We start from the raw sequence: 26,593 nt of genomic DNA on the forward strand, positions 1-26,593 counted from the left end.
ACGCTGGTGATCAAAGCGCCCCGGGGAGGGCCGATGGACAGTGCGGTTCCGCTCTTCCAGATGGAAGGCATATCGAAGCGCTACGGTGGCGTGCGAGCGCTGGAAAAGGCGGAGCTTGTCGTCACGTCCGGCAGCATCCACGCCATCCTTGGCGAAAACGGCGCCGGCAAGTCGACGCTGATCAAGGTGATGGCGGGCGTCGTCGCGGCCGACGAAGGCCGCATGACACTGGATGGGCGGGAGGTGACCTTCGCTTCGCCGGCTGCCGCCAACCAGGCAGGCATCGTCTGCATCTTCCAGGAACTGTCGCTGGTTCCCGAACTCAGCGTCGCCGACAACATCGTCATATCAGATCCGCCCAAACGCTTCGGCATGATCGACCGCAAGGCGCAACGCCGTATCGCGGAGGAAGCGCTTGCCCGCGCGGGCGCGGGCGACATCCACCCGCTGGCGTTGGTCAAGGACTTGCCCTTGTCGCGCCGGCAGATGGTTGAGATCGCCAAGGCGCTCGCCAGAAAGCCGCGTATCCTGATTCTCGACGAGGCGACGTCCGCGCTCGCGGCGGCGGATGTCTCGAACATTTTTGGCGTGCTGAAGCGGTTGCGCAGGGAAGGACTGGCACTGCTCTACATCTCGCATCGCATGAACGAGATCGCCGAGCTTGCCGATCAGTGCACGGTGTTCCGCAACGGCCGCAACGTCGCCAGCTACAAGGCCGGCTCGAAGAGCGACAATGAGGTGGTCGAGCTGATGATCGGCCGCGAATACAGTCACATCTTCCCGCCCAAGCCGGCGGCCGTGCCAGCGACAGCCGCACCCAGGCTCGAAGCCCGCAAGCTCTCATGGACCGACCGGCTGGACAACATCTCGCTGACCGTCAGGGCAGGCGAGGTGGTTGGTCTCGGCGGTCTCGACGGCCAGGGCCAGCGCGAATTGCTGCTCGCTTTCTTCGGCGTGCTGCGCGGCCTTTCCGGCGAGGTTCTGATCGACGGCAAGCCGGTGACGATCGGCAGTCCGGCCAAGGCGCGGCAGGACGGCATCGGCATGGCGCTGATCCCGGAAGACCGCAAGACCGAAGGGTTGATGCTGCCGATGACGGTGCGCGAAAACCTGTCCTTCGCCGCACTCGACAGGCTGTCCAAAGGCGGCATCATCGACCGCGCCGCCGAGCAGCGGCTGATCGACGACATGGTCGGCCTTCTGGCGATCAAGACGGCGGGCCTCGACATTCCGGTCGGTGCGCTGTCGGGCGGCAATCAGCAGAAGGTGGTCATCGCCAAATGGCTGATGCGCCAGCCGCGCATCATCCTGCTCAACGATCCGACGCGCGGCATCGACGTCGGCACCAAGCAGGAGCTCTACCAGCTGATGCGCAAGCTGGCGGATGCCGGTGCGGCGATCTTGTTCTATTCGACCGACTATGACGAGCTGATCGGCTGCTGCGACCGCGTGCTGGTGCTCTATGACGGCGCGGTCAAGCGCGAGCTGGTCGGCGCCGAGATCACCGAGCGGGCGCTGATATCCAGCGCGCTCAACATTCATGGCGAGGAGAGCCCGGTGGGCCTGGGAGCAAGCGCGTGAAAGATTGGCGCTATTGGCTGGCCGAGCAGCGCGGAACGCTGCTGGCGCTCGGCATCTTCATCGTCATGTTCGTCATCTACACCTCGAACCATCCGGCCGGCTTCACCGCCAATGTGGTGCAGACGGCGGCGAACAAGGGCGTGCTGCTCGCCTTCGTCGCCATGGCGCAGACGCTGGTGGTCATCACCGCCGGCATCGACCTGTCCGTCGGCATGATTTTTCTCCTCACCAACTGCCTGGCCTCCTGGCTGGTGGTGGGCACGTCGATGCAGACGACGCTCGGCGTCATCGCCGTGCTGGCGGTCGGTCTTCTCTGCGGCGCCATCAACGGCGCCATCGTCATCTACGGCCGGCTGCAGCCGATCGTCGCCACCATCGCCACCGGGGCCGTCTATTACGGCATCGGCCTTTTGCTGCGGCCCTTCCCGGGCGGTTCGGTCAATGAGGATCTGGCCGACGCGATGACCGGCCGCGTCTTCGATGTGGTGCCGGCGAGCCTCGTCGTGCTGCTTGCCATCGTGCTGGTGATCTGGGTGCCGTTCAGCCGCTCGGTGCTTGGCCGGGCTGCCTACGCGGCGGGGTCTTCGGAGACGGCGGCCTACATGTCGGGCGTGCCGATAAGGCGCGGCAAATTCGCCGCCTACACGCTGGCCGGGCTGCTGGCGGCGATCGGCGGGCTGTTCCTCACCTTCTTCACCTATACGGGCGACGCGGCCTATGCCAGCGGCAACGCCTACACGCTGTTTTCGATCGCCGCCGTGGTGCTCGGCGGCGTCTCGCTGTTCGGCGGCAAGGGCAGTGCCATCGGCGCCATCTTCGGCGCGCTTGCCTTCCGCACCATCGGCGATTTGTTGTTCGTGTTCGATTTCGATCCGCTCTGGCAGCCGCTGTTCCAGGGCGTTATCCTGCTGATCGCGGTCAGCCTCGGCGCCTTTGCCCTGTTTCGGGTCCGCAACCGGCTGGAGTGGTTCCTGTGAGCGAAACGACGCCGATGGTTGGGAAGAGCGACGGCGGCATTGCCGGCCGCATGCCGAAATTCATCCGCCGCGCCGACCCGGCGGTGCTGACCGCATTCGCCTGCATCGTGCTGTTGCTGTTCCTGGGCAGTCTCTACTCGCGCAGCTTCCTGTCGCCTGAATATCTGCTGCAGCAGCTCAAGGTCGCCTCGTTCCTCGGCGTCATCGCCACTGGCATGATGCTGGTCGTGCTGCTCGGCCAGATCGACCTGTCGGTGCCGTGGTCGGTGGCGGCGGGCGCGATGATGGCCTGCGCCGCGGCCGCCTACGGTCCGGCCGGGGTGGTGTTGGCTATCCCGTTCGGCATCTTCTGCGGCGTGCTGATCGGCATCGTCAACGGCATCGGCGTCGCCTATCTGCGCATTCCCTCGATGATCATCACGCTCGCCACCAATGCCGTCGCGCAAGGGCTGATGGTGGTCTACACCGGCGGCTTCTCGCCGCAGGATTCGGCCACCGGCGCGATGCGCTATCTGGCCACCGGCTTTGCCATCCCCGGCGTCCCCAACGCCGTCATCATCTGGGCCCTGATAGGGGCGGCAATGGTGTTCGTGCTGACCCGCACCGGTTTCGGCCGCACCGTCTACGGCATCGGCAACCGCGAGCGCGCCGCCTATCTCTCCGGCATCGACACAAGACGTGTGGTGATGATCGCCTTTGCCGTCTCCGGCGGGCTCTCGGCCTTTGGGGGCGTGCTTCTGGCCGGCTATGCCTCGAAGGCGGCGCAGTCGATGGGCGATGCCTATCTCTTGCCGTCCATCGCCGCCGTGGTGCTCGGCGGCACCTCAATCCTCGGCGGGCGCGGCTCCTATCTCGGCACCGTCGCCGGTGTCATCCTGATCACGCTGCTGCAATCCATCCTGTCGGTCATGCAGATGCCGGAGGCGGGGCGGCAGATCATCTATGGCGTTGTCATCGTCGCCATGCTGCTGCTCTACGGCCGCGCGCCGGCAAGCCGCTGACTGTGGACGAAGAAGCAGTACAGGCGCCGACAGGCGCTCCCGGCTCAGTGCCTCCGGCCATTGTGGTGATGGGCGTCGCCGGCTGCGGCAAGTCCGCCGTCGGCATCGCGCTGGCGGCTGCTATGGGCGCCGTCTTCATCGAAGGCGACCGGCTCCACCCGCCCGAGAATGTCGCCCGCATGGCGAGCGGCGAGCCGCTCACCGACCAGTTGCGGATGGGTTGGCTCGATGCGATCGGCGAGCGCATCGCGGCATCGGTTGGCGAAGGACAGGGCGTGGTCGCGGCCTGCTCGGCGCTGAAGCGCAGCTATCGCGAACGCCTGCGCGGTTTTTGCCCTGACATCGTCTTCCTCTATCTGGAGATCGACCCAGCGACGGCGCGTGAGCGGGTCGCCAGCCGCAAGGGCCATTTCATGCCGGCAAGCCTGGTTGACAGCCAGTTCGCCATCCTGGAGCCGCCAGGAAGGGATGAGCGGGCCCTGACAATCGATGCGACGCGTCCGGTTGCCGGTGCCATTGCCGACGCGATCCGGCGGCTGGCCAGGTCATGAGCCGGTATCGTCGCCTGTCATCGTATGGTCCGAGGCTTCCGTCAGCCTTCGACTGCTGGACCAGATCAGCATCTGTTCGGGAAACAGTTTCAGCGCCTCGAGCAGCCGGTCGCGCTTGAGCAGGATATAGCGTGCCTGCAGCACCATGTCCTTGGCGCCATCCCATCCCGTCTCCGCTTCAGCCGGCAACAATTCCGGGCTGATGACGGCCCGGTATTCGCGGAAGGGAACGGTCTCGAAGGTCGACATGGCAAAGAGCGCCGCTCTGCCCCTTGCGGCGAAATTCGCTGGCGCCGACGCAAGATGCGTCCAGCCGCTTTCGCCGATCGCGACCTCGGTAAAGGTCGAGCCTGCATGGATGGTGTTGGTCATCAGCACCACGCCATTGCGCTTCAGGATCTTCTGAATGCGGATGGTGACCTGATAGGCGTCGTCGCGCTCGAAGACGATGCGGCTCTTGAGGTAGCGGTTCTCGACCTTGACCAGCGGTGGGTTCAGGAAACGCAGGCCGAACATCGATTCCGAGACGCCGTGGGAATTGACACTCACCTGATGTGCCTCGATGCCCGCCTCGTGCAGGGCGCGCTTGCCGATGATGGTCTGCGAGGTGAACTGGTCGCACCAGACGATGGCGCCGTGGCCGTGCTGCAAGGCAGCCTGCAATTCCTCCTGTCCCTCCAGCCGGATTGTCGGGGCCCATCGGAAGCCGGCGAGGTGTGCGGCAAGCTGCAGCCGACGGCGGTGGCGCGCCGCGAGCAATGCCTCGAACAGCTTGCGCGCGTCGATGCTGCCGCCAAGCACTGCGCGCGTCGCGGCAGCGTAGCCAGGAAATTGCTTGCGCATATGGCGTTTCAGGCGAAGCCTGGACATCCGATCGCAGATCGACGCCCACCAGCGCACCGGAACCGAAGCCGCGACCACAAGATAGAAGGCGGCCAGCAGGCTTTCGCGCAGGTCCTGGTTCGAGAACCGGCGCACCCTGCCGGGTGGACGATTTTGCGGCTGAAGAAGCGTACATCCTCTGCCCGTTCCGGAACGAGAATGTCGGCGATGATTTCACTGCGGAAGGTGGCCGCGGATGGCGGCTTGTGGTTGCGGGATTTTGCGAACCACGACAGCCTCATCGGTCCAGCCTGTTGTCCAAGACCGCTTTACTGCGTTGGCATGGACCGTGCAACCTTGCGACGCCGAGCGCCACGCAGAGGCTCAGATTTGCGACGACAACTCGACCGGAAAATCGTCGTTGTCGGCATCGCGCATGGCGGCGAGGCTTCTGTTATCCAGCACCTCGGCGATCGCCTGGCGCACTTCCAGCATCATGTGCCGGACCTGACAGGTCGCCTCGTCGCAATCCTCGCAGCGCTGGTACTGCGTGCGGCTGGCACAGGGTATCGGCGCCAGCGGCCCGTCCAGCACGCGCACGACATGGCCGATCTTGATCTCGGAGGCCGGGCGGGCGAGCCGATAGCCGCCTTCCTTGCCCTTGCGGCTCAGGACGAAGCCGGCATTGCGCAATTCGCCGAGGATGGCATCGAGGAATTTCTTCGGGATGTTGTTGGCGACGGCGATGTCGTTGACGAAGGCCAATTGGCCCGCCGGTAGGCCAGACAGATGCACGAGGGCCTTGAGGCCGTATTTGCCTTTTTTTGTCAGCATGCCCGAGTCAACCCGTTGAAGCCCCAACCACCCCGCATCTGGCGGCTGTTTGTGTGCAAATAATGACGGTTTCGCCGCGCCATGGCATTTCGCGAAAACAAGACGCCAAATGGCACGTTAGGCACAAACGCGTTGATTCTTTGTAACGTTTTGCGGGGATAGCGCCGTATTTGTCATGGCCGATGGCAAAAACGAAGAAAGCCGGCTCATAGCCGGCTTTCCCTTACCCGTTCTTTGTATGCTGTAGCCGTCAGCGGCTGCCATAGGCCTGGTCGAGCAGGCCGCCGGCGGCGAAATGCTCTTTCTGGATCTTGTCCCAGCCGCCGAAGACATCTTCCACCGTCAGCAGACGCACGTCCGGGAAGTCAGCCTTGTATTTGGCGGCGACGGCTGCGTCGCGCACCCGGTTGCCGTTCTGGGCGAGGATGTCCTGGCCTTCGGGCGTGTAGAGGAAATCGAGATAGGTCTTGGCCAGAGCGCGCGTGCCGTGCTCGTCGGCGACCTTGTCGACGATCGCCACCGGGAATTTGGCGAGCAGGCTGACCGAGGGCGTGACCTGCTCGAACTTGTTGTCGCCATACTCCTTGCGGATGCCGCGCGTCTCGGATTCGAAGGTGATCAGCACGTCGCCGATCTCGCGCTGCACGAAGGTGGTGGTCGCGGCGCGACCGCCGGTGTCGAAGATCGGCACATTGTTGAACAGCTTGGTGATGAACTCCTTCACCTTGGCGTCATCGCCCTTGAAGGCTTCCTTGGCGTAGGCGGTGGCGGCCAGATAGGTGTAGCGCGCATTGCCCGAGGTTTTCGGGTTGGGGAAGATCACCTGCACGTCGTCGCGCACCAGATCGTTCCAGTCCTTGATGTGCTTGGGGTTGCCGGCGCGGACAAGGAACGAAGGCAGTGAATAGAAGGGCGAGGCGTTGTTGGGAAAGTCCTTCTGCCAGTCGGCGGAGACGAACCCTTTCTTGACCAGGAAATCGATGTCGGTGACCTGGTTGAAAGTGACGACATCGGCGCCGAGGCCCTCGGCGATGGCGCGCGCCTGCGCCGAGGTGCCGGCATGCGACTGGTCGACGGTGACGCCCGGATGCCCGGCGACGTAGGCCTTGTTGACCTGGACGAACAGTTCGCGGCCGACGTCATAGGAGGCGTTGAGCAGCTTGTCGGCCGACCAGGCTTGGGAGGATGCGAGGAACAGGCCGGCAACCGTGGCAACGCCGAGGAAAAATCGCTTCATGAAAAAGGCTCCGGATGCAATGCGTTTATGCCCAGACCATAGCCGTGGCGTGTGGTGCGCGACGAGGTATGGGGTCGAGAGCTTGGCGCTCCTTGCTAGAAAAACCGTTGCTCGAACAGGCGGATCGTAGGATTTTCTTTCAACTGGAGTCACTCTGTCTCGCCGACCCCTTCAGTCCCTCCTTGGCAAGGCGAAAATAGATACACATTGTGTATGCGGAGTGCTATGGTGTTGGAAAGGAGTCTTCCATGACAAAGGCCGTCCCTGAGACCCATGCCAAGCCTGTCAATCTGCGCATCCGAGAGGATATACGCATACTGATTGACCGTGCCGCGAAATTACGCGGGAAAACCCGTTCCGACTTCATGATCGATGCCGCCTACCGTGCAGCCGAGGACACGCTGCTCGACCAAACCCTGATCAAGGTGGATCCCGAGAGTTACCGGCATTATCTCGACATCCTTGATGAACCGCCAAGCGGGGAAGGTTTTGCGCGCCTTATGAACGCGCCCAAGCCATGGCAGGACTGATGCTTTCGGCGCCCACGCCCCTGGCCGAAAACCACGATCTCGAACTTTTCCAAAGCGGTACGGAAAGCCTCGACCAATGGCTTCGCCGCAGGGCACGGGCCAACCAGGTCGGTGGCGCGTCGCGGACCTACGTGGTGGCGGAAGGCCCGCGCGTTGTCGGCTATTACTGCCTGTCTTCAGGTGGGCTTGATCTTGCGGAGGCGCCTGGCTCCATCCGCCGCAACATGCCGGATCCCATCCCAATGGTTGTGCTCGGGCGTCTTGCCGTGGACGCGGGCTGGCAAGGGAAGGGGCTGGGTGCAGCGCTGCTGCAAGACGCCGTCCTGCGCGCTGGCAATGCCGCGATGATCCTCGGGATTCGCGGCATTTTTGTTCATGCCATATCGGACGAGGCGAAAGCCTTTTATGAGCACTACGGCTTTGCGGCTTCGCCGAAAAATCCGATGACCTTGGTGCTGTCGTTGAAAGGGCTGGTGAAAGGGTAGGTCACTGCTATCGGACCGAGATGTCCTTTTGGCACACCAAGATCACCCGTGGTCTTACGCCGCCGGAAACAGCTTCCAACGCCCCGGGCGGAACGCCACCCGGCTTTTCTGCGCCGCGGGGTGATCCACCGGCAGTTCGATCTCGACCCGCTGGCGCTCGCCGCCGATCTCGAGTTCGACGCGCCGTGTTCCGGCGACGCGGCGGCTGGCGGCGACCGTGCCGGCGATGCAGCCGCTGCAGCCGTCGAGCAGTTCGACATCGTGCGGGCGGAAGTAGAGCGTCGCGTCGCCCTCGGGTGCGTGCGGCGCCGACAGCCCGATCGGGCGATCGGCGAGCCAGATCTCGCCATTCTCGACCTTGACCGGAAGCGAGCTCGATTCGCCGATGAAGCCATAGACGAACGGCGAGTTCGGCGTGTCGTAAATGTCGTCCGCGGTGCCAACCTGCTCGATGCGGCCCTGGCTCATCACCACGACGCGGTCGGCAAGCTCCAGCGCTTCTTCCTGGTCATGGGTGACGAAGACGGTGGTGTGCCCGGTGCGGTCATGGATCTCGCGCAGCCAGCGGCGCAATTCGCGGCGCACCTGCGCATCGAGCGCGCCGAATGGCTCGTCGAGCAAAAGCACCTTGGGTTCGATGGCCATGGCGCGGGCGAGCGCGACACGCTGGCGCTGGCCACCGGAGAGCTGTGCAGGATAGCGTTTCTCCAGCCCCGAAAGCTGGACGAGATCGAGAAGCTCGGAGGCGCGGCGGCGGATTTCTGCCGCCGGCGGCCGCGAGGACCCGTGCCGGACTTTCAGGCCGAAGCCGATATTGTCGGCCACCGTCATGTGCCGGAACAGCGCGTAATGCTGGAAGACGAAGCCGACATTGCGCTCCTGGATCGACTTCTGCGAAGCGTCCTCGTCGCCGAAGAAGATTTTTCCCGCGTCGGCCGCTCCAGCCCGGCGATCAGCCTGAGCAGCGTCGTTTTGCCGGAGCCGGACGGCCCTAGCAGGGCGATCAGTTCGCCCGACTTGATGTCGAGCGACACGTCATGGAGCGCCGGAAACCGCTCGAACTCTTTGCGCACGTTGGCAACGCGAACTTCCATACAAATCCCTCTGTCAATGTCCGCGCGTCGCGGCAAGCTCGGCGCCGTAGCGCATCTCGAGCAGTGTTTTCAAGACCAGCGTGACCAGCGCCAACCCGGCAAGCAAGGAAGCGACGGCAAAAGCGCCGACGGCGTTGTACTCATTGTAGAGGATTTCGACATGCAGCGGCATGGTGTTGGTCAGGCCGCGTATATGGCCCGACACCACCGAAACCGCGCCGAATTCGCCCATGGCGCGCGCGTTGCACAGGAGCACGCCGTAGAGCAGACCCCATTTGACGTTGGGCAGCGTCACATACCAGAAGGTCTGCCAGCCATTGGCGCCGAGCGAAAGCGCTGCCTCCTCATCGCCATTGCCCTGTTCCTGCATCAGCGGGATCAGTTCGCGGGCGACGAAGGGGAAGGTGACGAAGACGGTGGCGAGCACAATGCCCGGCACCGCGAACAGGATCTGGATGCCATGTCCCTTCAGCCACTCGCCGAGCAACCCTTGTGCGCCGAACAGCAGTACATAGACCAGGCCTGAAATGACCGGCGAAACCGAGAAGGGCAGGTCGATCAGCGTGGTCAGGAACGCCTTGCCCTTGAATTCGAACTTGGCGATCGCCCAGGCGGCGGAGATGCCGAAGATGACATTGAGCGGCACCGAGATCGCGGCGACAAGTAGTGTCAGGTGGATGGCCGAACGTGCGTCCGGCTCGCCCAGCGCTTGCGTATAGGCACCGACGCCTTTCGCCAGCGCCTCGTGGAAGACGATGATCAGCGGCAAAAGCAGGAAGACGCCGAGGAAGACGAAAGCAATGGCCATCAACACGGCCTGTGCGGGACGGCTCTCGGTCACCGCCGCCGAGCGGCTCTCATGGTAGGGTTCGTAGGATTTGATTTCGGGATCAGCCATAGCGCTTGCGGCTCCATGTCTGCACGAGATTGACGACCAGAAGCATGACGAACGACAGCGCCAGCATGATCGCCGCGATCGCGGTCGCCGCCGGATAGTTGTATTCCTCCAGCCGGATGACGATCAAAAGCGGCGCGATCTCGGATTTGTAGGGCAGATTGCCGGCGATGAAGATGACCGAGCCGTATTCACCGACGCCGCGCGCAAAGGCCAGCGAAAAGCCGGTGATGATGGCCGGCGCCAGGCCCGGGAACAGCACGCGGGTGACGATCTGGAAGCGGCTGGCGCCAAGCGTGGCGGCCGCTTCCTCCACCTCCTTGTCGATCTCCTCCATGATCGGCTGCACGGTGCGCACGACGAAGGGCAGGCCGATGAAGACGAGCGCCACGACGATGCCGAGCGGCGTGTAGGCGACCTTGATGCCGAGCGGCATCAGCAACTTGCCGATCCAGCCGTTCGGCGCATAGAGCGTGGTGAGCGCAATGCCGGCCACCGCGGTCGGCAGGGCGAAGGGCAGGTCGACCATGGCATCGACAATGCGGCGGCCGGGAAAGCGGTAGCGCACCAGCACCCAGGCGACCAGCGTGCCGAAGACGACATTGAAGGCCGCCGCGAGGAAGGCGGTGCCGAAGCTGATTTCCAGCGCATTGAGGGTGCGGCGGTCGCTGGCGATCGCCCAGAATTCAGCCCAGCCGAGAGACGCCGAGCGCCAGACCAGCCCGGACAGCGGAATGAGGATAATGAGGGTGAGGTAGGCAAGCGAGAAGCCGAGCGTCAATCCGAAACCCGGAATGACACTCGGCTGTCTGAATCGCCACCCCGCCTGCGCGGGTGCTGTGGTCATGGAGTTCTGGATCGTCCCTTCTTACTCAACCAGACTTGGCTGAAGAAGCCCATTCGCGGGCTTCTTCAGGGTTACCGAACCTCACTGGGCCGGCTTATAGATCTGGTCGAATATACCACCGTCGCCGAAATGATAAGGCTGTGCCTTCTTCCAGCCGCCGAAAAGCGGGTCGTCGATGGAGATCAGCTTGATATCGGGGGTCTTGGGCAGATCGGCCGGGGCCACGAGTTCAGGCTTGGCCGGACGATAGTGGTTCTTGGCGATAATCGTCTGGCCTTCCTTGGAATAGAGCCAGCCGAGATAGGCTTCGGCCACCTTGCGTGTTCCCTTGGCATCGACATTGGCGTCGACGACCGCCACCGGCGGCTCGGCCAGGATCGATGTCGGCGGATAGACGATCTCGAAATTATCGGCGCCGAATTCGTTGAGTGCCAGATAGGCGTCGTTTTCCCAGCCGATCAGCACGTCGCCGATTCCCTTTTGCGCGAAGGTGACGGTCGAGCCGCGCGCGCCGGTGTCGAGAACCGGAGCATTGGCGTAGAGCTTGCCGACAAATTCCTTGGTCTTGGCCTCGTCGCCACCATCGTTGGCGTTGGCATAGGCCCAGGCCGCGAGATAGTTCCAGCGGGCGCCGCCGGAGGTCTTCGGGTTGGGCGTGATCACCTGGGTGCCGTCCTTGATCAGGTCGTTCCAGTCGTGGATGCCCTTGGGGTTGCCCTTGCGCACCAGGAAGATGATGGTCGAGGTGTAAGGCGCTGAATTGTTTTCGAATTTCTTGCGCCAGTCGGGATTGATCTTCTTCGACTTCGAGACGATGGCGTTGATGTCGCCCTCGAGCGCCAGCGTTACCACATCGGCGTCGAGGCCGTCGATTACGGCGCGGGCCTGGGCGCCCGATCCGCCATGCGACTGCTGGATGGTCACCGTCTCGCCGGTCTCGGCCTTCCAGTGCGCGGCGAAAGCCTCGTCATAGGCCTTGTAGAGCTCACGCGTCGGATCGTAGGACACGTTGAGTATGGTGGTGTCGGCGAACGCGAAACCGAGCGTGCCGAACTGGACAGATGTGGCGACCAGTGCGCCGAGCAGTTTCCTGAAATGAGGTTTGGTCATTTCTGCCTCCGTTGAACCCGCGCCAAATCTAGCGAATTGATAGAAATTAGATGCATCGAATGTTGCCTTTTTTGCCCTCCTGAAGAAAATCTTCGATGAGATTTCGCTGTTTGGGGAAATTTCTTCCTCATGGCCGTGCAAGGCAACCTGGCCAGGTTTCATCTAGGCGCGAGTCAGGTGGTGACAAGGACGTCGCGGAGAGGGACGGCCCCTCAACCTTCGCTGTCGATGGTGATCAGCGAGGCCATGTTGGGGCTGTTGAGCGGCACCGAGGAAGGGCAGCGGCAGCCCGGAATGACGGCGATATCGAACAGCTCGGTGATGTGGCCCTTGAGCTCGATCCATTCGGCGATGCCGCCGGTGTGGAGGTCGATGATGTAGAGTGCGCAGCGCGGTTCGGCGTCGCGCGCCTGCAGATTGGCCTGCAGCGGCAGGTCCTTGAACAGGCCGTCGCGCGGCAGCGAGGTGGTGACGAGGGCAAAGCGGCCATGAAAACTCAGGCCACGGAGGAAGCCGGGGCAAAAAGCGATGTTCTGCTTTTCCCAGGTTTTGAGGTCGATGCGAACCAGGAAGCCGCGGCCGGAATCGAGCACCCACAGCGCACCGTCATGGATGCGCGGCGAATGCGGCATCGACAGATCGTCGACCACCACTCTGTCCTCGGCAATGTCGATGATCATGCCGCCTTCCCAGCGGCGGTCGCGCCAGCCGCTGACTGAGTCCGAGCGGCTGATGGCGCTGACATAGCGGGCGCGGCCATTCTGCATGGCAAGGCCGTTGAGATGGCAGCGATCCTCCGGCACCAGCTTGCTGATGAAGGAGGGCTTCCACAGCGGCCGAAAGGAGTGCGTCGGGCTCAGCGTCGCCAGGCACGAGAACTTTGTGTTGATGAAGAGGATCTGCCCGTCTTCGCGAACCGCCAGTTCATGGATGTCAAGGTCGCCGGTGTAGGAGGCCGCGCGCGGCATATACATGCGGTCATAGACGTTGTTGGCAACCTGATCGGGTCCAAGGATGTTTTCGAGCCGCCAGATTGCGGTGTCCGAGGCGAGCACGATGCGCTGGCCGGCAACGGTCACACCCATCGCCCTGGTGAAACTGGTCTGGTGGATCGAGGCTTTCTTGTCGCCGGTGAGGCCGACCAGAAACAGCTGTCCGGTCTGGTAGGAGGTGAAGGCCAGAGAACATTGCGCCGTCTCCAACCAGTTTATGAAGCCGCGCGACAGCGAGACATTGGTTTGCTGCTCGGCCGGCCCGGGAGGAGCCTTTTCCACCGGCTTTACCGGGGCCTCGTCGGTGGCCTTGGATGTGCTCACGCTTGCTCCCTGGATAGACCCATTCATGACTACGCCGGCCACGAGGGCCGGCGCAAGAACTTCAGGTAGAATCCGCTGGACTACCAGCCGTAGCGGATGGCCGCGCCGATGGACCCGGCGCTGTAGTGGTCGCCGAAGCGGACGCTGCCGCGCACCACGCCGGACCAGTTGCTGGAGCTCGCCACATTCACGCCGACACCGACTTCGCCAAAGGTGCCGTTGCCGGCGCTGTCGGTGGCCGAGAAGGCATTGCCGGGGAAGTCGATGTTGACGGCGTTGTCGCTGCCGAAGTGGTTCCATACGCTCAACGTCAAATCGGGGCTGACAGTCATGCCATTCATCGGCATGTCGGTGCCGATGCGAACACCGATCCTGGCACGGCCGCTGCTGCCGTTCTGGAAGTCGATGTCGCCGCCGAAGATTGAAACCGAGTCCATGGTCGTGTGGACCCATTCCAGGCTGGCCTGCGGCTCGACGAAGCCCCAGCTCGTGGCGACGCGGTAGCCGGTGTCGAGGCGCGCGCCAATGTTGGTGGCATTGGTGCTCGCCTTGTCGCCAATGCCGCCCTGGCTGTCGTTGATATCGACATTGAGGAAGTCGGCCTTGACGAGGCCGTCGAGGTAGAAGCCGCCGTTGAGATAGGTGGCATAGGCGCCGACCGTACCGCCCTTGTAGTTCCAACTGTCGTCCGTTGCCTTGAAGTCGAGCCTGGAGGTGACGTAGCCGCCCATGACGCCGAACAGCATGTCGCCGCCTGCGACCCCTTCCAGGCCCATGTCGATGCCACCGAGGAAAGCGCCGGTTTGTTGCCTGCGATCGAGATTGAGCGTCTCGGTCTGCAGCGAAACCGGGTCGGTGTAGCTGACATCGGCGTCACGGCTCGACCAGTCACCCGAAGCGCGCGCCCAGATGCCGCCCATGCGTGTTGTCAGCTTTTCCTCGGGCATATGCGCATTATGGGTGCCGCTCGCTTCGGTGCGCAGGTCGGCCATGCGATCCTGCCAGAAGCCGGTCGTGTCCTGCCAGACATCCTGCGCGCCGGTGACGCCGGCTGGCAGTTCGAACGCGGCATTGCCGAGACCGACATAGCGCAGGCCATGCTGGTTGCCTTGAAGGAAGAGGTCATAGGCGAAGAGGCCGGCATTGACCGGTGCCGGAACATCGAAATTGCTGTCCGAGGTCGTGCCGGTGACGGTCACCACCGGAATGAAGGTCGCGGTCGGCACGCCGGGCGCTATGGCGGTGACGTTCACCACCAAATTGGTGTGTCCGTAGGAATTGCCGCCGATCGTCAGTGTGTCCGACGTGTTGTTCAAAAAGTTGGCATCGACGCCAAGCTTCGAATTGCCCTGGCCGGTGAAATTGCCGGAGGTGGTCAGCTTGTCGCCGACCACGCCGTCGATCATCGTCGTCAGGCCGGGGCCGGAACCGAGGCTGCCGTTGACGAAGTTTTCGAGGCCGGTGAGGGCGACGGTGTTCGGCGATGAGCCGAAATAGCTGCCTGATGCATTGACGACGCCGGAATTGTTGAGCGTGTCGTTGCCGGCGCCGAAAGTGCTGTCGGTGAACGCCCGGAAGGTGCCCTTGTCATCGATGTTCATGACGTTGCCGGCGTCGCTCAACTCGACCCGGCCAGCAATCACGCCATTGTCGTTGATCTCGACCGTTCCAACGGTGGACTTGATGGCAAGGAAGTTGTCGGCGCCGACATAGCCCGATGTGCCGACATTGATGGTTGCACCACCGGTCGAATTGACCTTGATGCCGCCCAGCTCGCCATACACCTCGCCATCGGTGGTGACGGTGATGGTGCTGGCCGCGCCGGTGGTCTCGGCAATCACGCCGAAGCCGACACCGTAGAGGCTGGAATTCTTGTTGTTGGTGATGACGATGTTGCTGTCGGCGCCGCTTGTATAGGCGGCAAGTCCCGCTACGCCGCCATAGGCGTTGACGGATCCCGAATTGGTGATGATGACATTGCTGCTGTTGCCGTTCGATTTGGCGTAGATGCCTTCCTCGTTGGCCGAGTAGATATCGCCGCTGTTGGTGACGGTGACCGTGCCATTCGAACCGTAGGTATAGGCGCCGATGCCCTTGCCGCCGGAATTGATGGTCGCGGCATTGGTGACGGTAACGGTGCCGCCATTGTCGGCATTGGGGCTTTGCCCGACAGGATTAACGCTGCCGGCCTGGGCGAAGATGCCAAAGGCGTCGCTGCCCGTGGTTGTGATGTCGCCGCCGGCCTTGTTGTTGACGACGACACTGCCATTGTTGGTGGGCACGATGACTTTGCCGCTGCTGACGCCATAGTAGTTGGCGATCGCCGAAATGCCCGCCGCGGTGGTGCCGCTGGTCGTGATCGCACCACTGTTGGTGATTTTCACCAGGCTGTTGTCGCCGTTGACATCGGCGAAGATGCCGGTCGAGCCGCCATTGGTCGTAACGCTGGGGCCGGTCTGGATGGCGCCGCTGTTATCGACGGTCACCATGCCGTTGGCGCCGCTCGAGGCGGCCTTGATGCCCGCCGATTCCGCACCTGTCGTGATGTCACCCGAATTGGTGACGGAGATGATCAGGTTGGTGGCGTTGAATCCCGGGCCGTTGACGGCCTCGATGCCGACCGACTTGTCGCCGCCACTCGTCGTATCGATGTTGCCGGTATTGGTGATGGCGATCGTCGAGTTGCCGTCATTGGCCGATGCCTTGATGCCATCGGAACCACCCGCACCGCCGGTACCGGAGGTGATGTTGCCCTTGTTGTCGATGGTGATGTTGCCGCCGGTGCCGTAGGTGAAGCCGGCGACGCCGATGTAGCCGGCGCTGACGGTGGCGGCGTTGGTGATCTTGACCGTACCGCCATTGTTCGGGTTCGGAATGTTGTTGCTCGGCGCGATGCTGCCTGCCTGGGCGAAGATACCGTGGGCATCGTTGCCGGTCGTGGTGATGGTGCCGCCGGCCTTGTTGTTGACGACGACGCTGCCATTGTTGCCATTGTAATAGTTGGCGATGGCCGAGATGCCGGCCGCGCTGGTGCCGATCGTGGTGATTGCGCCGCTGTTGGTGACGTTGACCTTGCTGTTGTCGCCATCGGCATCGGCGAAGATGCCGGTCGAGCCGCCGATGGTCGAAACGCTGGCGCCGGTCTGGATGGCGCCGCTGTTGTCGACCGTCACCACGCTGTTGGCGCCGCCCGAGGCCGCCTTGATACCGACCGATTCCGCGGCCGTCGTGATGCTGCCTGAGTTGGTGACGGAGATGTTCAGGTTGGAGCCAGTGAACCCAGGGCCGTTGACGGCCTCGATGCCGACCGACTTGTCGCCGCCGCTGGTGGTATCGATGTTGCCGGTGTTGGTGATGGTGATCGTCGAGTTGCCGCTGTTGGACGACGCCTTGATGCCATCGGAGCCATCGGCGCCGCCGGTGCCGGAGGTGACGTCGCCCTTGTTGTCGATGGTGATGTTGCCGCCGCTGCCATAGGTGAAGCCGGCGATGCCCATATAGCCAGCGCTGACAGTGGCGGCATTGGTGATCTGGACGGTACCGCCATTGTCGGGGTTTGGCGGTGAATTGTTCGGCGCGATGCTGCCAGCCTGGGCAAAGATGCCATAGGCGCTGATGCCGGTGGTGGTGATCGTGCCACCGGACTTGTTGTTGATGACGATGCTGCTGTTATCGCCATGATAGTAGCTTGCAATCGCGGAGATGCCGGCCGCACTGGCGCCTGTCGTGCTGATCGCGCCATTGTTGGTGACGTTGACCTTGCCGTTGTCACCATCGACATCGGTGAAGATGCCTGACGAGGTGCCGTTCAGGGAGGCGCTGGCGCCGGTCTGGATGGCGCCGCTGTTGTCGATCGTCACCGCATTGTTGGAGCCATAGCTGGCGTTGGCGAAAATGCCCTCGGCATTGGGGCCGGCGGTCAAATTGCCCGAATTGGTGATGGTGATGTGCGTGTCGCTGCTCGACACAGGGCCGCTCGTGGCGGCGCTGACCGCCTTGATGCTGTCGCTGAAGGAATTGATCGTGCCGGTGTTGTTGATGGTGATGTCGGCGCCAATGCCGTTGGTGCCGGCATAGATGCCGCGCGCGCCTTTCGACTGCGAGAAGGTGGGGCCGGGAATGAGCGAGGTCGGATTTGTCGTCAGCAGTCCGCTGTTGGTGATGTCGACGGTGTTGCCGTTGCCGGTCGTCACGATGCCGATCGCGTTGTCGCCGGCCACTGTTGCCGTGCGTGCAACGGTGTTGGTGCAGGAGATCGGCGTCGCCGCGCCGGTAACGGTGATTGGTGAGGGCGAGGCCGGTTGCGTGCAGCTGGCCGCGAAGGACGGAGAGGCGGAGAACGCTATCAGCGTCGAACCGAGTGCCGTGCCCAGAAGGAGCAGACGGCGACGCTTTGGACACAGTTGAACAGCGCCGCGCATAAACGCGACGTCGAAACCCGACGCAAGCTCCATGAGAAGCCCTCCTACCCACGGACATGGGTAACCTTACGGAAGAAAATTGCAATTTGAGTCTGCCCGATTTCAGGGCAATTATTAGTTACCAGTAATTTATGTTGCAATTATACAACAACTTGCTGAATTAGAGGCCATCTGTACAGCAATTCCTGCGGCCTGGTGCCTCTTTCGCCTCACTTGGCGGCGACCGGAAAGTCAAAACGTTCCCTGGCGAACGGTTCGTTTGCCAGCGTAAAATGCCACCATTCGCGGGCATAGTTATTGAAACCGCCGGCAAGCATTGCCTCGACGAGCAGCTTGCGGTTTGCTGTCGCTTGACTGCCGAGCGGGCGGTGCGCCGTCTCGCTCATCGGGTCGAAACAGTCGAAACCGGTGCCGAAGTCGAGTGTATCGGCGTCGATGGCGCCGCAAGCGGGTTTGGAGACGGATGGACTGTCGACCCGCGCAATCGCGACGTCGACGGTCGAGCCACGCGAATGGGTTGACAGTTCACCGACATAACCCTTGGCGATGAGATCGCCACGCCGGACCCTGGGATACCATTGCGGATCGGACGGGCCGCCCTGGCGTGTCCATTCGCCCATGTCGGCGACGGCGCGGGCAGGGCGGTAGCAGTCGAATACGACCAGTGTCAGGCCTTTTGCGGCGATTGCCTGCTGGACGCCGGCAAGAGCTTGCGCCGCCTGCAGGGTGAGAATGCAGACCGGTGCGTCATAGCCGTTGACCTTGCGGTGCAGGAAATTGCCCGATCCGGCGTAGCGCATGTCCTGGCGGATCGACGTGGCGATATCGGCGAGGCGGACGAAGCCGGTGGGGAGGGGGGTGGCATGTGCTGGCGGGACGGAAGCGGCAACCGTCAGCGCGTAAAAGCCAACGCGCAGAATCGCCTGGCGCACTCTATTCAACGAACACTTTCACGCTGGCCGCGCGCCCGGCCGCGTCGATCACGGTCAACGTCGAGTAGCCGGCACCGTCCGGTTGCCAGGTCGCGGTGCGGCGGCGGTCGAGGCCAACCAGCGGCTTGCCGTTCGCAAGCCAGCGGAATGGCGCACGGCCGCCTTGCAGTTTCAGCACCAGCGGCGTGGCATCGGCGGAATTGGTGGCAAGGTCGACGCGGGCGCCGTCCGGCGGGAAGATGATGGTTGGCGCGGGTTCGGTCGGTGTCGCCTGCACCAGGCCATCGGCGCCGGCGCCGAAGCGGGCGAGCGTCACCGGCAGGTCCTCGCGCTTGGGGGTGAAGGCGCCGGGCGGTTTGCCCGGCAGCGGCACGGTGGCCAGGCCCGAGCGGACAAAGCCCTCGAACAGGATCGGGGCGGCCGAGACATAACCGGAAAGACCCGGCACGGCGCTGGCGTCGGGACGTCCGACCCAGACACCAAGCACATAGCGGCCGTCGAAGCCGACCGACCAGGCGTCGCGGTAGCCGTAAGAGGTGCCGGTCTTGTAGGCGATCCCGCGCTGCAAGGCGCCTTCCGGCGGTTTTACTCCTGAGAGAATGTCGATGATCTGCCAGTTCGCCTGGTCGTTGAGGATGGTGGCGGTGGTGCGTTCGGCGTTCGCCGGCTCGGTGCCGTCATGCAGCGTGTGCGTTTTGCCGCCATTGGCGAGCCCCGTATAGAGCTGGACGAGGTCGCGCAGCGTGACGCCAACGCCGCCGAGGCCGATGGCCAGGCCCGGCGCTTCGTTGATCGGCAGGATCGGGTTGACGCCGGCCTGGCGGAAGCGCGCCGTCAGCCGCGCCGGGCCGACCGCGTCGAGCACGCGGATCGCCGGCACGTTGAGCGACAATTGCAGCGCCTGGCGAATCGAGACATCGCCCTGGTAGCCCATGTCGAAATTCTTTGGCCGGTAGCCGGCGAAATCGACCGGGCTGTCCTCGATCAGTGTTTCCTGCGCCACCAGTCCCTGTTCGAAGGCAAGGCCATAGATGAACGGCTTCAGCGTTGAGCCGGGCGAACGCACGATCTTGGTCATGTCGATCCAGCCGGAGCGGCTGGCGTCGAAGAAATTGGCCGAGCCGACTTCGCCCAGAATGTCGCCGGTGCGCGAGTCGGCCAGCACCATGGCGACGGAGAGACGCGGCCCAAGCTTGGTGGCAGCATCGCGCGCCACCTGTTCCAGGCCTTCCTGGACGCTTTTGCGGATGGTCAGTTTGAGCGGCTGGCCGGGAACGGCCCTGGGCAGCATTGCATAGGCGGCGTGCGCGGCGAGCGCCGGCAAGGTGCGGCGCAGGCCCGACACATCGTCAAGGGCGGCGCGTGCGGCCTCGCGTTCGCCGATCAGGCCCGACGAGACCATGCGGGTCAGCACGCGGTCGCGGGCGGCGTGGGCGATTTCGAGGTTGCGGTCGGGTCGGCGCTTTTCCGGCAATTGCGGCAAGGCGACGAGCAGCGCGGCTTCGGAGACGGTGAGCCGCTTCGGTTCCTTGCCGAAATAGGCAAGCGAAGCGGCGCGCACCCCTTCCAGATTGCCGCCATAGGGCGCCAGCGTGAGATAGCGTTCGAGGATCTCATTCTTCGACAGCCGCCGCTCGATCTGGATGGCGCGCAGCATCTGCTTGATCTTGGAGCCGAGGCTGCGGCTTTCGCGCGGCTCGATCAGGCGGGCAAGCTGCATCGACAGGGTCGAGCCGCCGGAGACGATGTGGCCGCTGGTGACGAGCTGGCCCGCCGCGCGGCCAAGCGCCAGCACGTCGACGCCCTGATGATCCCAGAAGCGCTTGTCCTCATAGGTGACCAGCATGTCGACGAACTGCTTGTCGACCTGGTCGAGCCGGGTTTCGAGCCGCCAGTAACCGTCCGGCGTGGCGAAGGCGCGCAACAGCTGGCCGTCGCGGTCCTGGACTTCGGTGGAGACCGTGAGTTCCGCAGGCAAGGGCGGCGGGAAGGCGCGGTCGAGCTCCCAGAGTGCGGCGGCGGAAAGAGCCAAGAGGCCTACGCAGGAAGCTGCGGTTATGGCGGCGCGGCGCAGGAATTTTCTTGAAAGCATGGCGCTGCCCTTCATCCACCTGCCGGCACCTTCTCCCCGTATAGTGACGGGGAGAAGGGGGCTGTCGTCTGCGCAATCGCCATTTGCATGATGGTCACCATCGGCGCCTTACGGCGCCTTGATCTCCATCATGCCGGTGGCGGTGCGGGCCGAAAATTGCGGCCGGTACATGTCTTCCACCGTTGCCGCCGGATGGGCGTAGGTGCCCGGCGTCACGGCGCGCACGACATAGGCGAGCGTCAGATTGTGGTCGTGGTCGCCGTCGGCAGGGTTGAATGCCGCGACAAAACGGTCGTCGCGGAATTCGAGATGGGCGGCGTCGGTCTGTGCCAGCCAGGAGAAGTTCGTCAATTGCGCGCTGGAGACCAGGCCGGGATTGTCGATCTCGAAGCCGGCCGGCAACAGGTCGGTGACCAGCAGGCGCGACGGCCAGCTGTTCTGCTCGGTGACCTTGAGCACGACGACATAGCGTTCGTTCTGGGTTGCCTCCATCACATTGGCTTCGGTGCCATCGAGCTTGTAGTAGGTGCGGTCGATGGTGAAGCCGTCACCGCCGGCCGGCAGGGGCTGGATCGGCGACGCCACGGTGGTGACGACGGCCTGCAGCGGGGTCTTGCCGGTGTTGGCGATTTCGAGCGGGCTGTCGACCAATTCGGAGCCGTTGACCTGGTTGGAATAGCCGCCGGAATGCGGCGCGCCATTGACGGTCAACGTGATCGAGTCATTGCCCTCCTTCAGCGCCCGGGCCGCCAGCAGCATCCAGGAATCGTCCTGGGTGCTGGTCCAGCGGACTTCGGCGCGTTCCCCTGGTCACCAGCTTGATCAGTTCCGGCACGATCGACGAAACCGGCTTCGATTCCGCCGCCAGCGACAGCATCGCGGCGCCGTCACGCAGCGCCGAGCCGTAGTCGGAGCGGTACCAGTCGTAGTCGGTCTGCGACTTGGCCAGCTGCAGCGCGGTCTTGAACGTCGCCTCCGAGCGCTGGGTGTCGCCATAGAGCGCAAGGCTCGCCGCCAGCTGGGCGACGGCCATCGGGCTCGAGAAGGCTTCGAGCTGGGTATCGGCATAGTAGCGCAGATCGCCGATCGAGGCCTTCTTGTTGCGGGCGAGAACATAGAGGGCGTAGGCGATCTCGCTGCCGCGGTCCTGTACGCTCTGGTCGTAGCCGAGCGAGTTCTGCAGATTGCTCAGCGCCTGATTCATGGCCAGCGCCGGCACGTCGTATTTCTGCTCACGCGCCCTGGTCAGGAACTCGCTGACATAGGCGTCGAGCCACAGATCGCCGGAGCCCGGACCCCACAGGCCAAAGCTGCCGCTCGACGACTGGTAGCTCAAGACCTTGTAGATGGCATCCTGGATGCGGCCATGCAGGTCGGGGTCGCTTTCCATGCCGATGCCCGACGCCATCTCGTTGACGTAGAGAAGCGGCATGGCGCGGCTGGTGGTCTGCTCGGCGCAACCATAGGGGTAGCGGTCGAGCGTCATCAGCAGTGACGGCACGTCGAAGGCAGCCGCCTGCGAAACGCCGACACTGACGGAAGCGCCGTCAAGCAGGCTTGCCGCCAGCAGCTCCTTGTCGATGCGCAGCGCGCCGCCATTGCCCTTGAGGTCGACCACAAGGCGCGTGGTGACCGGCAATTGCGCCGGGCGCACCGGCACGTAGAGCGTCTGCTCAACCTTGGTGCCGTCGGCATGCGCCAGCTTGATGGTGAGCGAGGCATTGCCCGGCGTCTTTGCGATCAGCGGCACGGTCAGCGTCTGGCGCTTGCCCTGGGCGAGCGTCAGCTTCTGGGGCAGGGGCTTGTCGCCGGTCGACAGGTCGCCTGTTGTGTCGATCGAGAAGGCATAGTCGCCGGCTGGGCCGTCGGTGTCGGCCACGTCGAGCCGCATGACGGCGGCATCGCCGGGCGCCAGGAAGCGCGGCAGGCCGGCGGTGATGACGACGGGATCGCGCACGATGACGTCGGACTGGGCATGGCCGACCGCTTCCTTGGTCCAGGCGACGGCCATGACGCGCACGGTGCCGTTGAACTGCGGGATGTCGAAGTCGATCCGTGCCTTGCCGTCGGCGTCGAGCTGGACGGGGCCGGAGAAGAAGGCGACCAGCTTTTCGGTGGGCGGGCTGCCTTGCGCCTGCATGTTGGCGCCGTCACCGCCGGTCCTGAGCTTGCCGGTGGTGCCGAGCGAGCCGTCGATCAGGCGGCCATAGATGTCGCGGATCTCCATGCCCAGCATGCGCTGGCCGAAGAACCAGTTCTCCGGATCCGGCGCCTTATAGTTGGTCAGATTGAGGATGCCGACATCGACGGCGGCAACCATGACATAGGCGTTGGTGCCCGGCTGCACGCCGACCACGGAAACCGGGATCGACAGCTGCTGGCGCGGCATCGTTTTGTCCGGCGGCGCCAGCGTGACCGCGAGCTTCTTGGCACCCGGATCGACCGTCAGCCATTTCACGCCGATGGCGCGGGCCGGCATGCGTGTTTCCTGCGCATCGCCCGGCCGGAACAGGGTTGCCGTTACATAGGCACCGGCGCCCCAATCATCACCGACCGGGATGTCGACGGTGCTGCCGCCGGCCGGCACGGTGGCCGTGATGGTCTTCAACAGCTTGTCGGAGCCGATATTGATCAGAAGTTCGCCGGCAAAATGCGGCGAGACTTTCAGCTTGGCCACCTCGCCCGCGGCATAATTGTCCTTGTCGAGAGCGATCTCGAGGCCGTCAGGCGTTTCAGTGGTGGTCGAGGCGACATACCAGCCGGCATCGAATTCATAGCTGGTGGCAGGCCCTTCGGGGTCCGAGGTTTCGACCTCGAGCCGGTACTGGCCCCAGTCGACCGGAACGGAGACGGTGGCGTCGCCATCGGCGCTAAGGTCGATCTGGCCGTTGGCGATCGACTTGGTCAAGGAGACCGGCTCGTAGTTCCAGGAATTGTTGTTACGGTACCACTGGTAATTGCGTTCGACCTTGACCAGCGTCCACTGCGCGCCTTTCAGCGCCTCGCGCTTGCCGGCCGGATCGACGGCGATCAGGCTGAACTTGGCCGTGCCGCCCTGCGGCACTTCATCATCGGCGAAATCCGGACGGATGCCGATCATATGGCCTTGCGGGCGGATGCCGATATTGAGCGAGCGCTCGATGGCGCGGCCACCGGTTTCGCGCATGCGCACCGTCACCTTACCGTTGACCAGCTTGGTGGTCGAGGGCAACTGGTCGACAGTGATCGGAAAGGTCGCCTTGCCGTCATCGCCAACCACGGGCAGGTCGGTGAGTGGCGTGACCGTGGGCTCCGCCGACTGCTCGTCGGCGAGGCCGAAGGAGAAGTTGGGGAAGCGGTCCCAGTCGCGCGCCGTCGACAGCGTCAACTCGCCTTCCAGCGCCAGGCCCGCCGCCGGCGCGCCATAGAGGAAGCGGCCGTCAATGTTGATGTTGGCGGTTTCGCCGCGCTCGATCTCCTGCTTGTCGGCCTTCATGTCGAATTCGATGCGATCCGGCACGAAATCCTCGACCAGGAACATCTGCGTGGCGGCGGCCGGCTGCTTGGGATCGGTGTAGATCGACACCGACCAGGTGCCGCGCATCGCGTTGGGTTCGAGCGGCAGGTCGACGGCATGGCCACCGGCTGAAGCGCCGTCGCTGACGATGCGGCGGTCCTCGACGCCGTCGGGACGAGAGAAGATGAAGGTCAGCGGCAGATTCTCCACCGCCTTGGCGGCGCCATCGCGGGCAAGGGCGGCAACATGGACATCCTCGCCGGCACGATAGATGCCGCGTTCGGTCCAGGCATAGACGTCGAGCGCGCCGGGCGCCGCGCGTCCGGTGACGCCGCGGTCGGACAGGTCGAAGCCGGCCTTGGACATGTCGAGGAAGACGAAATCATTGTCGCCCTGCTTGGCCATCAGCACGGCCGGCACCATGCCGCCGTCGCCGCGCGTCAGGCCGGGATTGAAGACGGCGTGGCCGTCGGCATCCGACGTCGCGGTGCCGAGAACCTCGTTGTTCCTGGCAACCAGCGTCAGTTCGGCGCCGGCTATAGGCTTGGCCGAGCCCAGCGAACGGGCAAAGACATTGAGACCGTCCTGACCGGTATAGGTCGACAGGCCGATGTCGGAGACGACGAACCACTGTGTGGCCAGCGAACCGTAATCGTCGCTCTTGTCGTTGACGGCCTGGGCGGTCAGCACATAGACGCCGGGCTTGCGCTGCGGCAGCGCTTCATCGACCGGGAAGGAGGTGGTGACCTCCTTGTTGAGGTCGTTGACGATGTCGAGCTGGCCCTTCCAGACCGGCGCGCCCATCTGCTCGGAAATGTTGGAGATGTCATAGCTGTCGAGTTGGTGCAGGAACTGGTAGCCCGACAGAAGCTGCGCCAGCGAACGATCGCCGATGCGGTAGAGCTTCATTTCGGCGGCGTTCATGTTGACGGTGACGACCGGAATGCCACGGCGTGCGCCGGCCGGCAGCACGAAGCTGTCGCCGGTGAAGCGGGCGGATGGCGCGCGGTCCTGCACATAGATCGACAGCACCACCGGAGCGGCGGTCACTTCGCCGATGGCCGCCGGCAGGCCGGCGCGGAAGGTGACGTCATAATGCTGGCCGTGTTCGAGCCCTTCGACGCAGATCTGCTTGTCCTTGGCCTCGACGCCTTTCGGCGGCGCGTTGTCGACGGTCACGAACTGCGCATAGTCGACGCCGGTTTTGACCAGTTCCTCGGAGAATTGCGCGCAAATGCGCGGCGCGCTGGTGTCGGCATCGACACTGTGGTCGATGACACGGAAACCCTTGCGGGCCTTCAGATCGGCATAGTCGGCCTGCACGGCCGGCGACGTCACCAGCGCAAGGCTGGCTTCATAGGCCTGCAGCGCCGGGCGGTAGAGATCGCGCTTGTCGAGGCCGGCGCCGAGCAGCGTCAGCACGTCGGCGCGCGTCTTGGTGGTGCGCAGCAACTTATAGGCGTTGAAGGCGGCCGAAGTGGCGTTCATCGGGAAGGTGGACGCTTCGGAGGTATTGGTGGCAGGCTGCACGGCCAGCGTTTCGCGCGCCAAATTGAGCCAGAGCTGGCCATCGTCGGGCATTACCGAGACCGGCGGACTCGTATTTCTGCATGGCGGAGCGATGGTCGCCTGTCAGAACGGCCTGTTCGGCGGAGCCGATCAGGGCGGCCATGCCTTCGGTCGGCTTGTCAAAGGCCGGGCCAAGCAGCCTGTTGCGGTATTGCTGGGCCTGATCGGCCATCCAGTTGGGGAAAAAGGCGAGTTCCGGCGGGGCGCCGATATCGGGATCGCCGTCGATGTTGACGATCTTGCCCGCAACCGCTCCGTTGAAGGGCTTCAACTGGTTGTAGTCGGATTTGAGAAAGCACCATTTGGCCTTGGTGTTGTAGGTGAAGGCGCGGCAGGCCGGATCGCCAAGGCATGTCGTCTTGCACTGGTCGAGGGTGACATTCTGGTCGGATCTGAGATCAAAGCCGAAATAATCGGAATTGTCGGTCGTTGCGATTCGCCGGGCCTCGGCCGCTTGCGCGACGCTGTTCCAGGCTAAGACATTGGCCCAGGCGAAGAAGAGAAGGATCAGGATCGACAGACCACGAGCCGCGCGCATTGCCATAACACCCTCCAGACAATTGCAGACGTCCAGGCATGTTCAAGCTTCAGTCAAGCTTGTCAACACAAGGACGCGGCAGGGTTCCGCCTGCCAACGGTTTCCTTTCCGGCCAATGACCGGTAGTACCTCCATAGGACAGGGGATCACGCATTCTTGCGGCGACGCAAAAGGTGTGAATTCCAAGCCCGTCCTATTTCAGACAATTGGATTGTGGCCCCTTTACGAGCGCTTCAGAACTTCATTCCAATTTTAGTTTTGTAAC

Annotated in this window: 17 protein-coding genes and 2 pseudogenes; 6 read left to right on the forward strand and 13 right to left on the reverse strand. The window is 63.6% G+C overall.

From position 1 onward, the window contains the following. Positions 1–33 precede the first annotated feature (33 nt). The 4 genes from AC0V8S_RS17190 to AC0V8S_RS17205 are packed head-to-tail and all read left to right on the forward strand — an operon-like array spanning position 34 to position 4,110. Positions 34–1,581 carry a sugar ABC transporter ATP-binding protein gene (locus AC0V8S_RS17190; RefSeq protein WP_475438472.1) on the forward strand — a complete coding sequence of 516 codons (1,548 nt, stop codon included), beginning with the start codon at positions 34–36 and terminating at the stop codon, positions 1,579–1,581. Then, positions 1,578–2,558 carry an ABC transporter permease gene (locus AC0V8S_RS17195; RefSeq protein ID WP_475438473.1) on the forward strand — a complete coding sequence of 327 codons (981 nt, stop codon included), beginning with the start codon at positions 1,578–1,580 and terminating at the stop codon, positions 2,556–2,558. The genes AC0V8S_RS17190 and AC0V8S_RS17195 overlap by 4 nt, the downstream gene beginning before the upstream one ends. A 14-nt stretch (positions 2,559–2,572) precedes the next feature. Next, on the forward strand, positions 2,573–3,559 hold the full coding sequence (locus tag AC0V8S_RS17200; protein ID WP_475438644.1) for an ABC transporter permease: 987 nt from the start codon (positions 2,573–2,575) through the stop codon (positions 3,557–3,559). 2 nt (positions 3,560–3,561) lie between these two features. Further along, entirely contained in the window at positions 3,562–4,110 is a 549-nt protein-coding gene (locus AC0V8S_RS17205) for a gluconokinase (RefSeq protein WP_475438474.1), read from the forward strand. On the opposite strand, the gene AC0V8S_RS17210 is transcribed toward AC0V8S_RS17205, so the two are convergent. The 3 genes from AC0V8S_RS17210 to AC0V8S_RS17220 form a co-directional block, all read right to left on the reverse strand. After that, positions 4,105–5,088 (reverse strand): hypothetical protein, encoded by a 984-nt coding sequence (locus AC0V8S_RS17210; protein ID WP_475438475.1) that lies wholly within the window; start codon positions 5,086–5,088, stop codon positions 4,105–4,107. The genes AC0V8S_RS17205 and AC0V8S_RS17210 overlap by 6 nt on opposite strands. Positions 5,089–5,316: 228 nt before the next feature. Then, positions 5,317–5,766 carry an RrF2 family transcriptional regulator gene (locus AC0V8S_RS17215; RefSeq protein WP_096447613.1) on the reverse strand — a complete coding sequence of 150 codons (450 nt, stop codon included), beginning with the start codon at positions 5,764–5,766 and terminating at the stop codon, positions 5,317–5,319. 250 nt (positions 5,767–6,016) lie between these two features. After that, a complete protein-coding gene (locus AC0V8S_RS17220) occupies positions 6,017–7,003 on the reverse strand; it encodes a sulfate ABC transporter substrate-binding protein (RefSeq protein ID WP_475438476.1) in 987 nt (328 codons plus the stop codon). A gap of 248 nt (positions 7,004–7,251) precedes the next feature. Between AC0V8S_RS17220 and AC0V8S_RS17225 the strand changes: the two genes are divergently transcribed. Both AC0V8S_RS17225 and AC0V8S_RS17230 read left to right on the forward strand, forming a co-directional pair. Further along, on the forward strand, positions 7,252–7,533 hold the full coding sequence (locus AC0V8S_RS17225) for a type II toxin-antitoxin system TacA family antitoxin (protein ID WP_183460970.1): 282 nt from the start codon (positions 7,252–7,254) through the stop codon (positions 7,531–7,533). Beyond that, positions 7,533–8,018 (forward strand): GNAT family N-acetyltransferase, encoded by a 486-nt coding sequence (locus AC0V8S_RS17230; protein WP_183464955.1) that lies wholly within the window; start codon positions 7,533–7,535, stop codon positions 8,016–8,018. Before AC0V8S_RS17225 ends, AC0V8S_RS17230 begins: the two co-directional genes overlap by 1 nt. A 54-nt stretch (positions 8,019–8,072) precedes the next feature. Here the strand turns inward: AC0V8S_RS17230 and AC0V8S_RS17235 are convergent, their stop codons facing one another. The 10 genes and pseudogenes from AC0V8S_RS17235 to AC0V8S_RS17280 form a co-directional block, all read right to left on the reverse strand. Continuing rightward, the gene (locus AC0V8S_RS17235; RefSeq protein ID WP_475438645.1) at positions 8,073–8,663 is read right to left on the reverse strand and encodes a sulfate/molybdate ABC transporter ATP-binding protein; all 591 of its coding nucleotides are present in this window, start codon (positions 8,661–8,663) and stop codon (positions 8,073–8,075) included. 18 nt (positions 8,664–8,681) lie between these two features. Then, a pseudogene (locus AC0V8S_RS17240) lies at positions 8,682–9,112 on the reverse strand (ATP-binding cassette domain-containing protein); the annotation flags it as partial. Positions 9,113–9,125: 13 nt separating this feature from the next. Then, positions 9,126–10,010, reverse strand: a complete 885-nt coding sequence (gene cysW / locus AC0V8S_RS17245; protein WP_183460966.1) for a sulfate ABC transporter permease subunit CysW — start codon at positions 10,008–10,010, stop codon at positions 9,126–9,128. Next, positions 10,003–10,854 (reverse strand): sulfate ABC transporter permease subunit CysT, encoded by an 852-nt coding sequence (cysT, locus tag AC0V8S_RS17250; protein ID WP_183460964.1) that lies wholly within the window; start codon positions 10,852–10,854, stop codon positions 10,003–10,005. Before cysT ends, cysW begins: the two co-directional genes overlap by 8 nt. 81 nt (positions 10,855–10,935) lie before the next feature. Further along, positions 10,936–11,964, reverse strand: coding sequence for a sulfate ABC transporter substrate-binding protein (locus AC0V8S_RS17255; RefSeq protein ID WP_475438477.1), 1,029 nt, complete (start codon positions 11,962–11,964; stop codon positions 10,936–10,938). A 212-nt stretch (positions 11,965–12,176) separates the two neighbouring features. Next, entirely contained in the window at positions 12,177–13,280 is a 1,104-nt protein-coding gene (locus tag AC0V8S_RS17260; RefSeq protein ID WP_475438478.1) for a TIGR03032 family protein, read from the reverse strand. A gap of 80 nt (positions 13,281–13,360) precedes the next feature. Next, the gene (locus AC0V8S_RS17265) at positions 13,361–17,734 is read right to left on the reverse strand and encodes a beta strand repeat-containing protein (protein ID WP_475438479.1); all 4,374 of its coding nucleotides are present in this window, start codon (positions 17,732–17,734) and stop codon (positions 13,361–13,363) included. Between the two features lie 176 nt (positions 17,735–17,910). Beyond that, positions 17,911–18,642 (reverse strand): M15 family metallopeptidase, encoded by a 732-nt coding sequence (locus tag AC0V8S_RS17270; protein WP_475438480.1) that lies wholly within the window; start codon positions 18,640–18,642, stop codon positions 17,911–17,913. After that, positions 18,635–20,725, reverse strand: a complete 2,091-nt coding sequence (pbpC, locus tag AC0V8S_RS17275) for a penicillin-binding protein 1C (protein WP_244661760.1) — start codon at positions 20,723–20,725, stop codon at positions 18,635–18,637. Before pbpC ends, AC0V8S_RS17270 begins: the two co-directional genes overlap by 8 nt. Positions 20,726–20,833: 108 nt before the next feature. Beyond that, positions 20,834–26,334, reverse strand: a pseudogene (locus AC0V8S_RS17280) (alpha-2-macroglobulin family protein). Positions 26,335–26,593: the final 259 nt, after the last annotated feature.

It is taken from the genome of Mesorhizobium oxytropidicola (genome assembly GCF_056174625.1).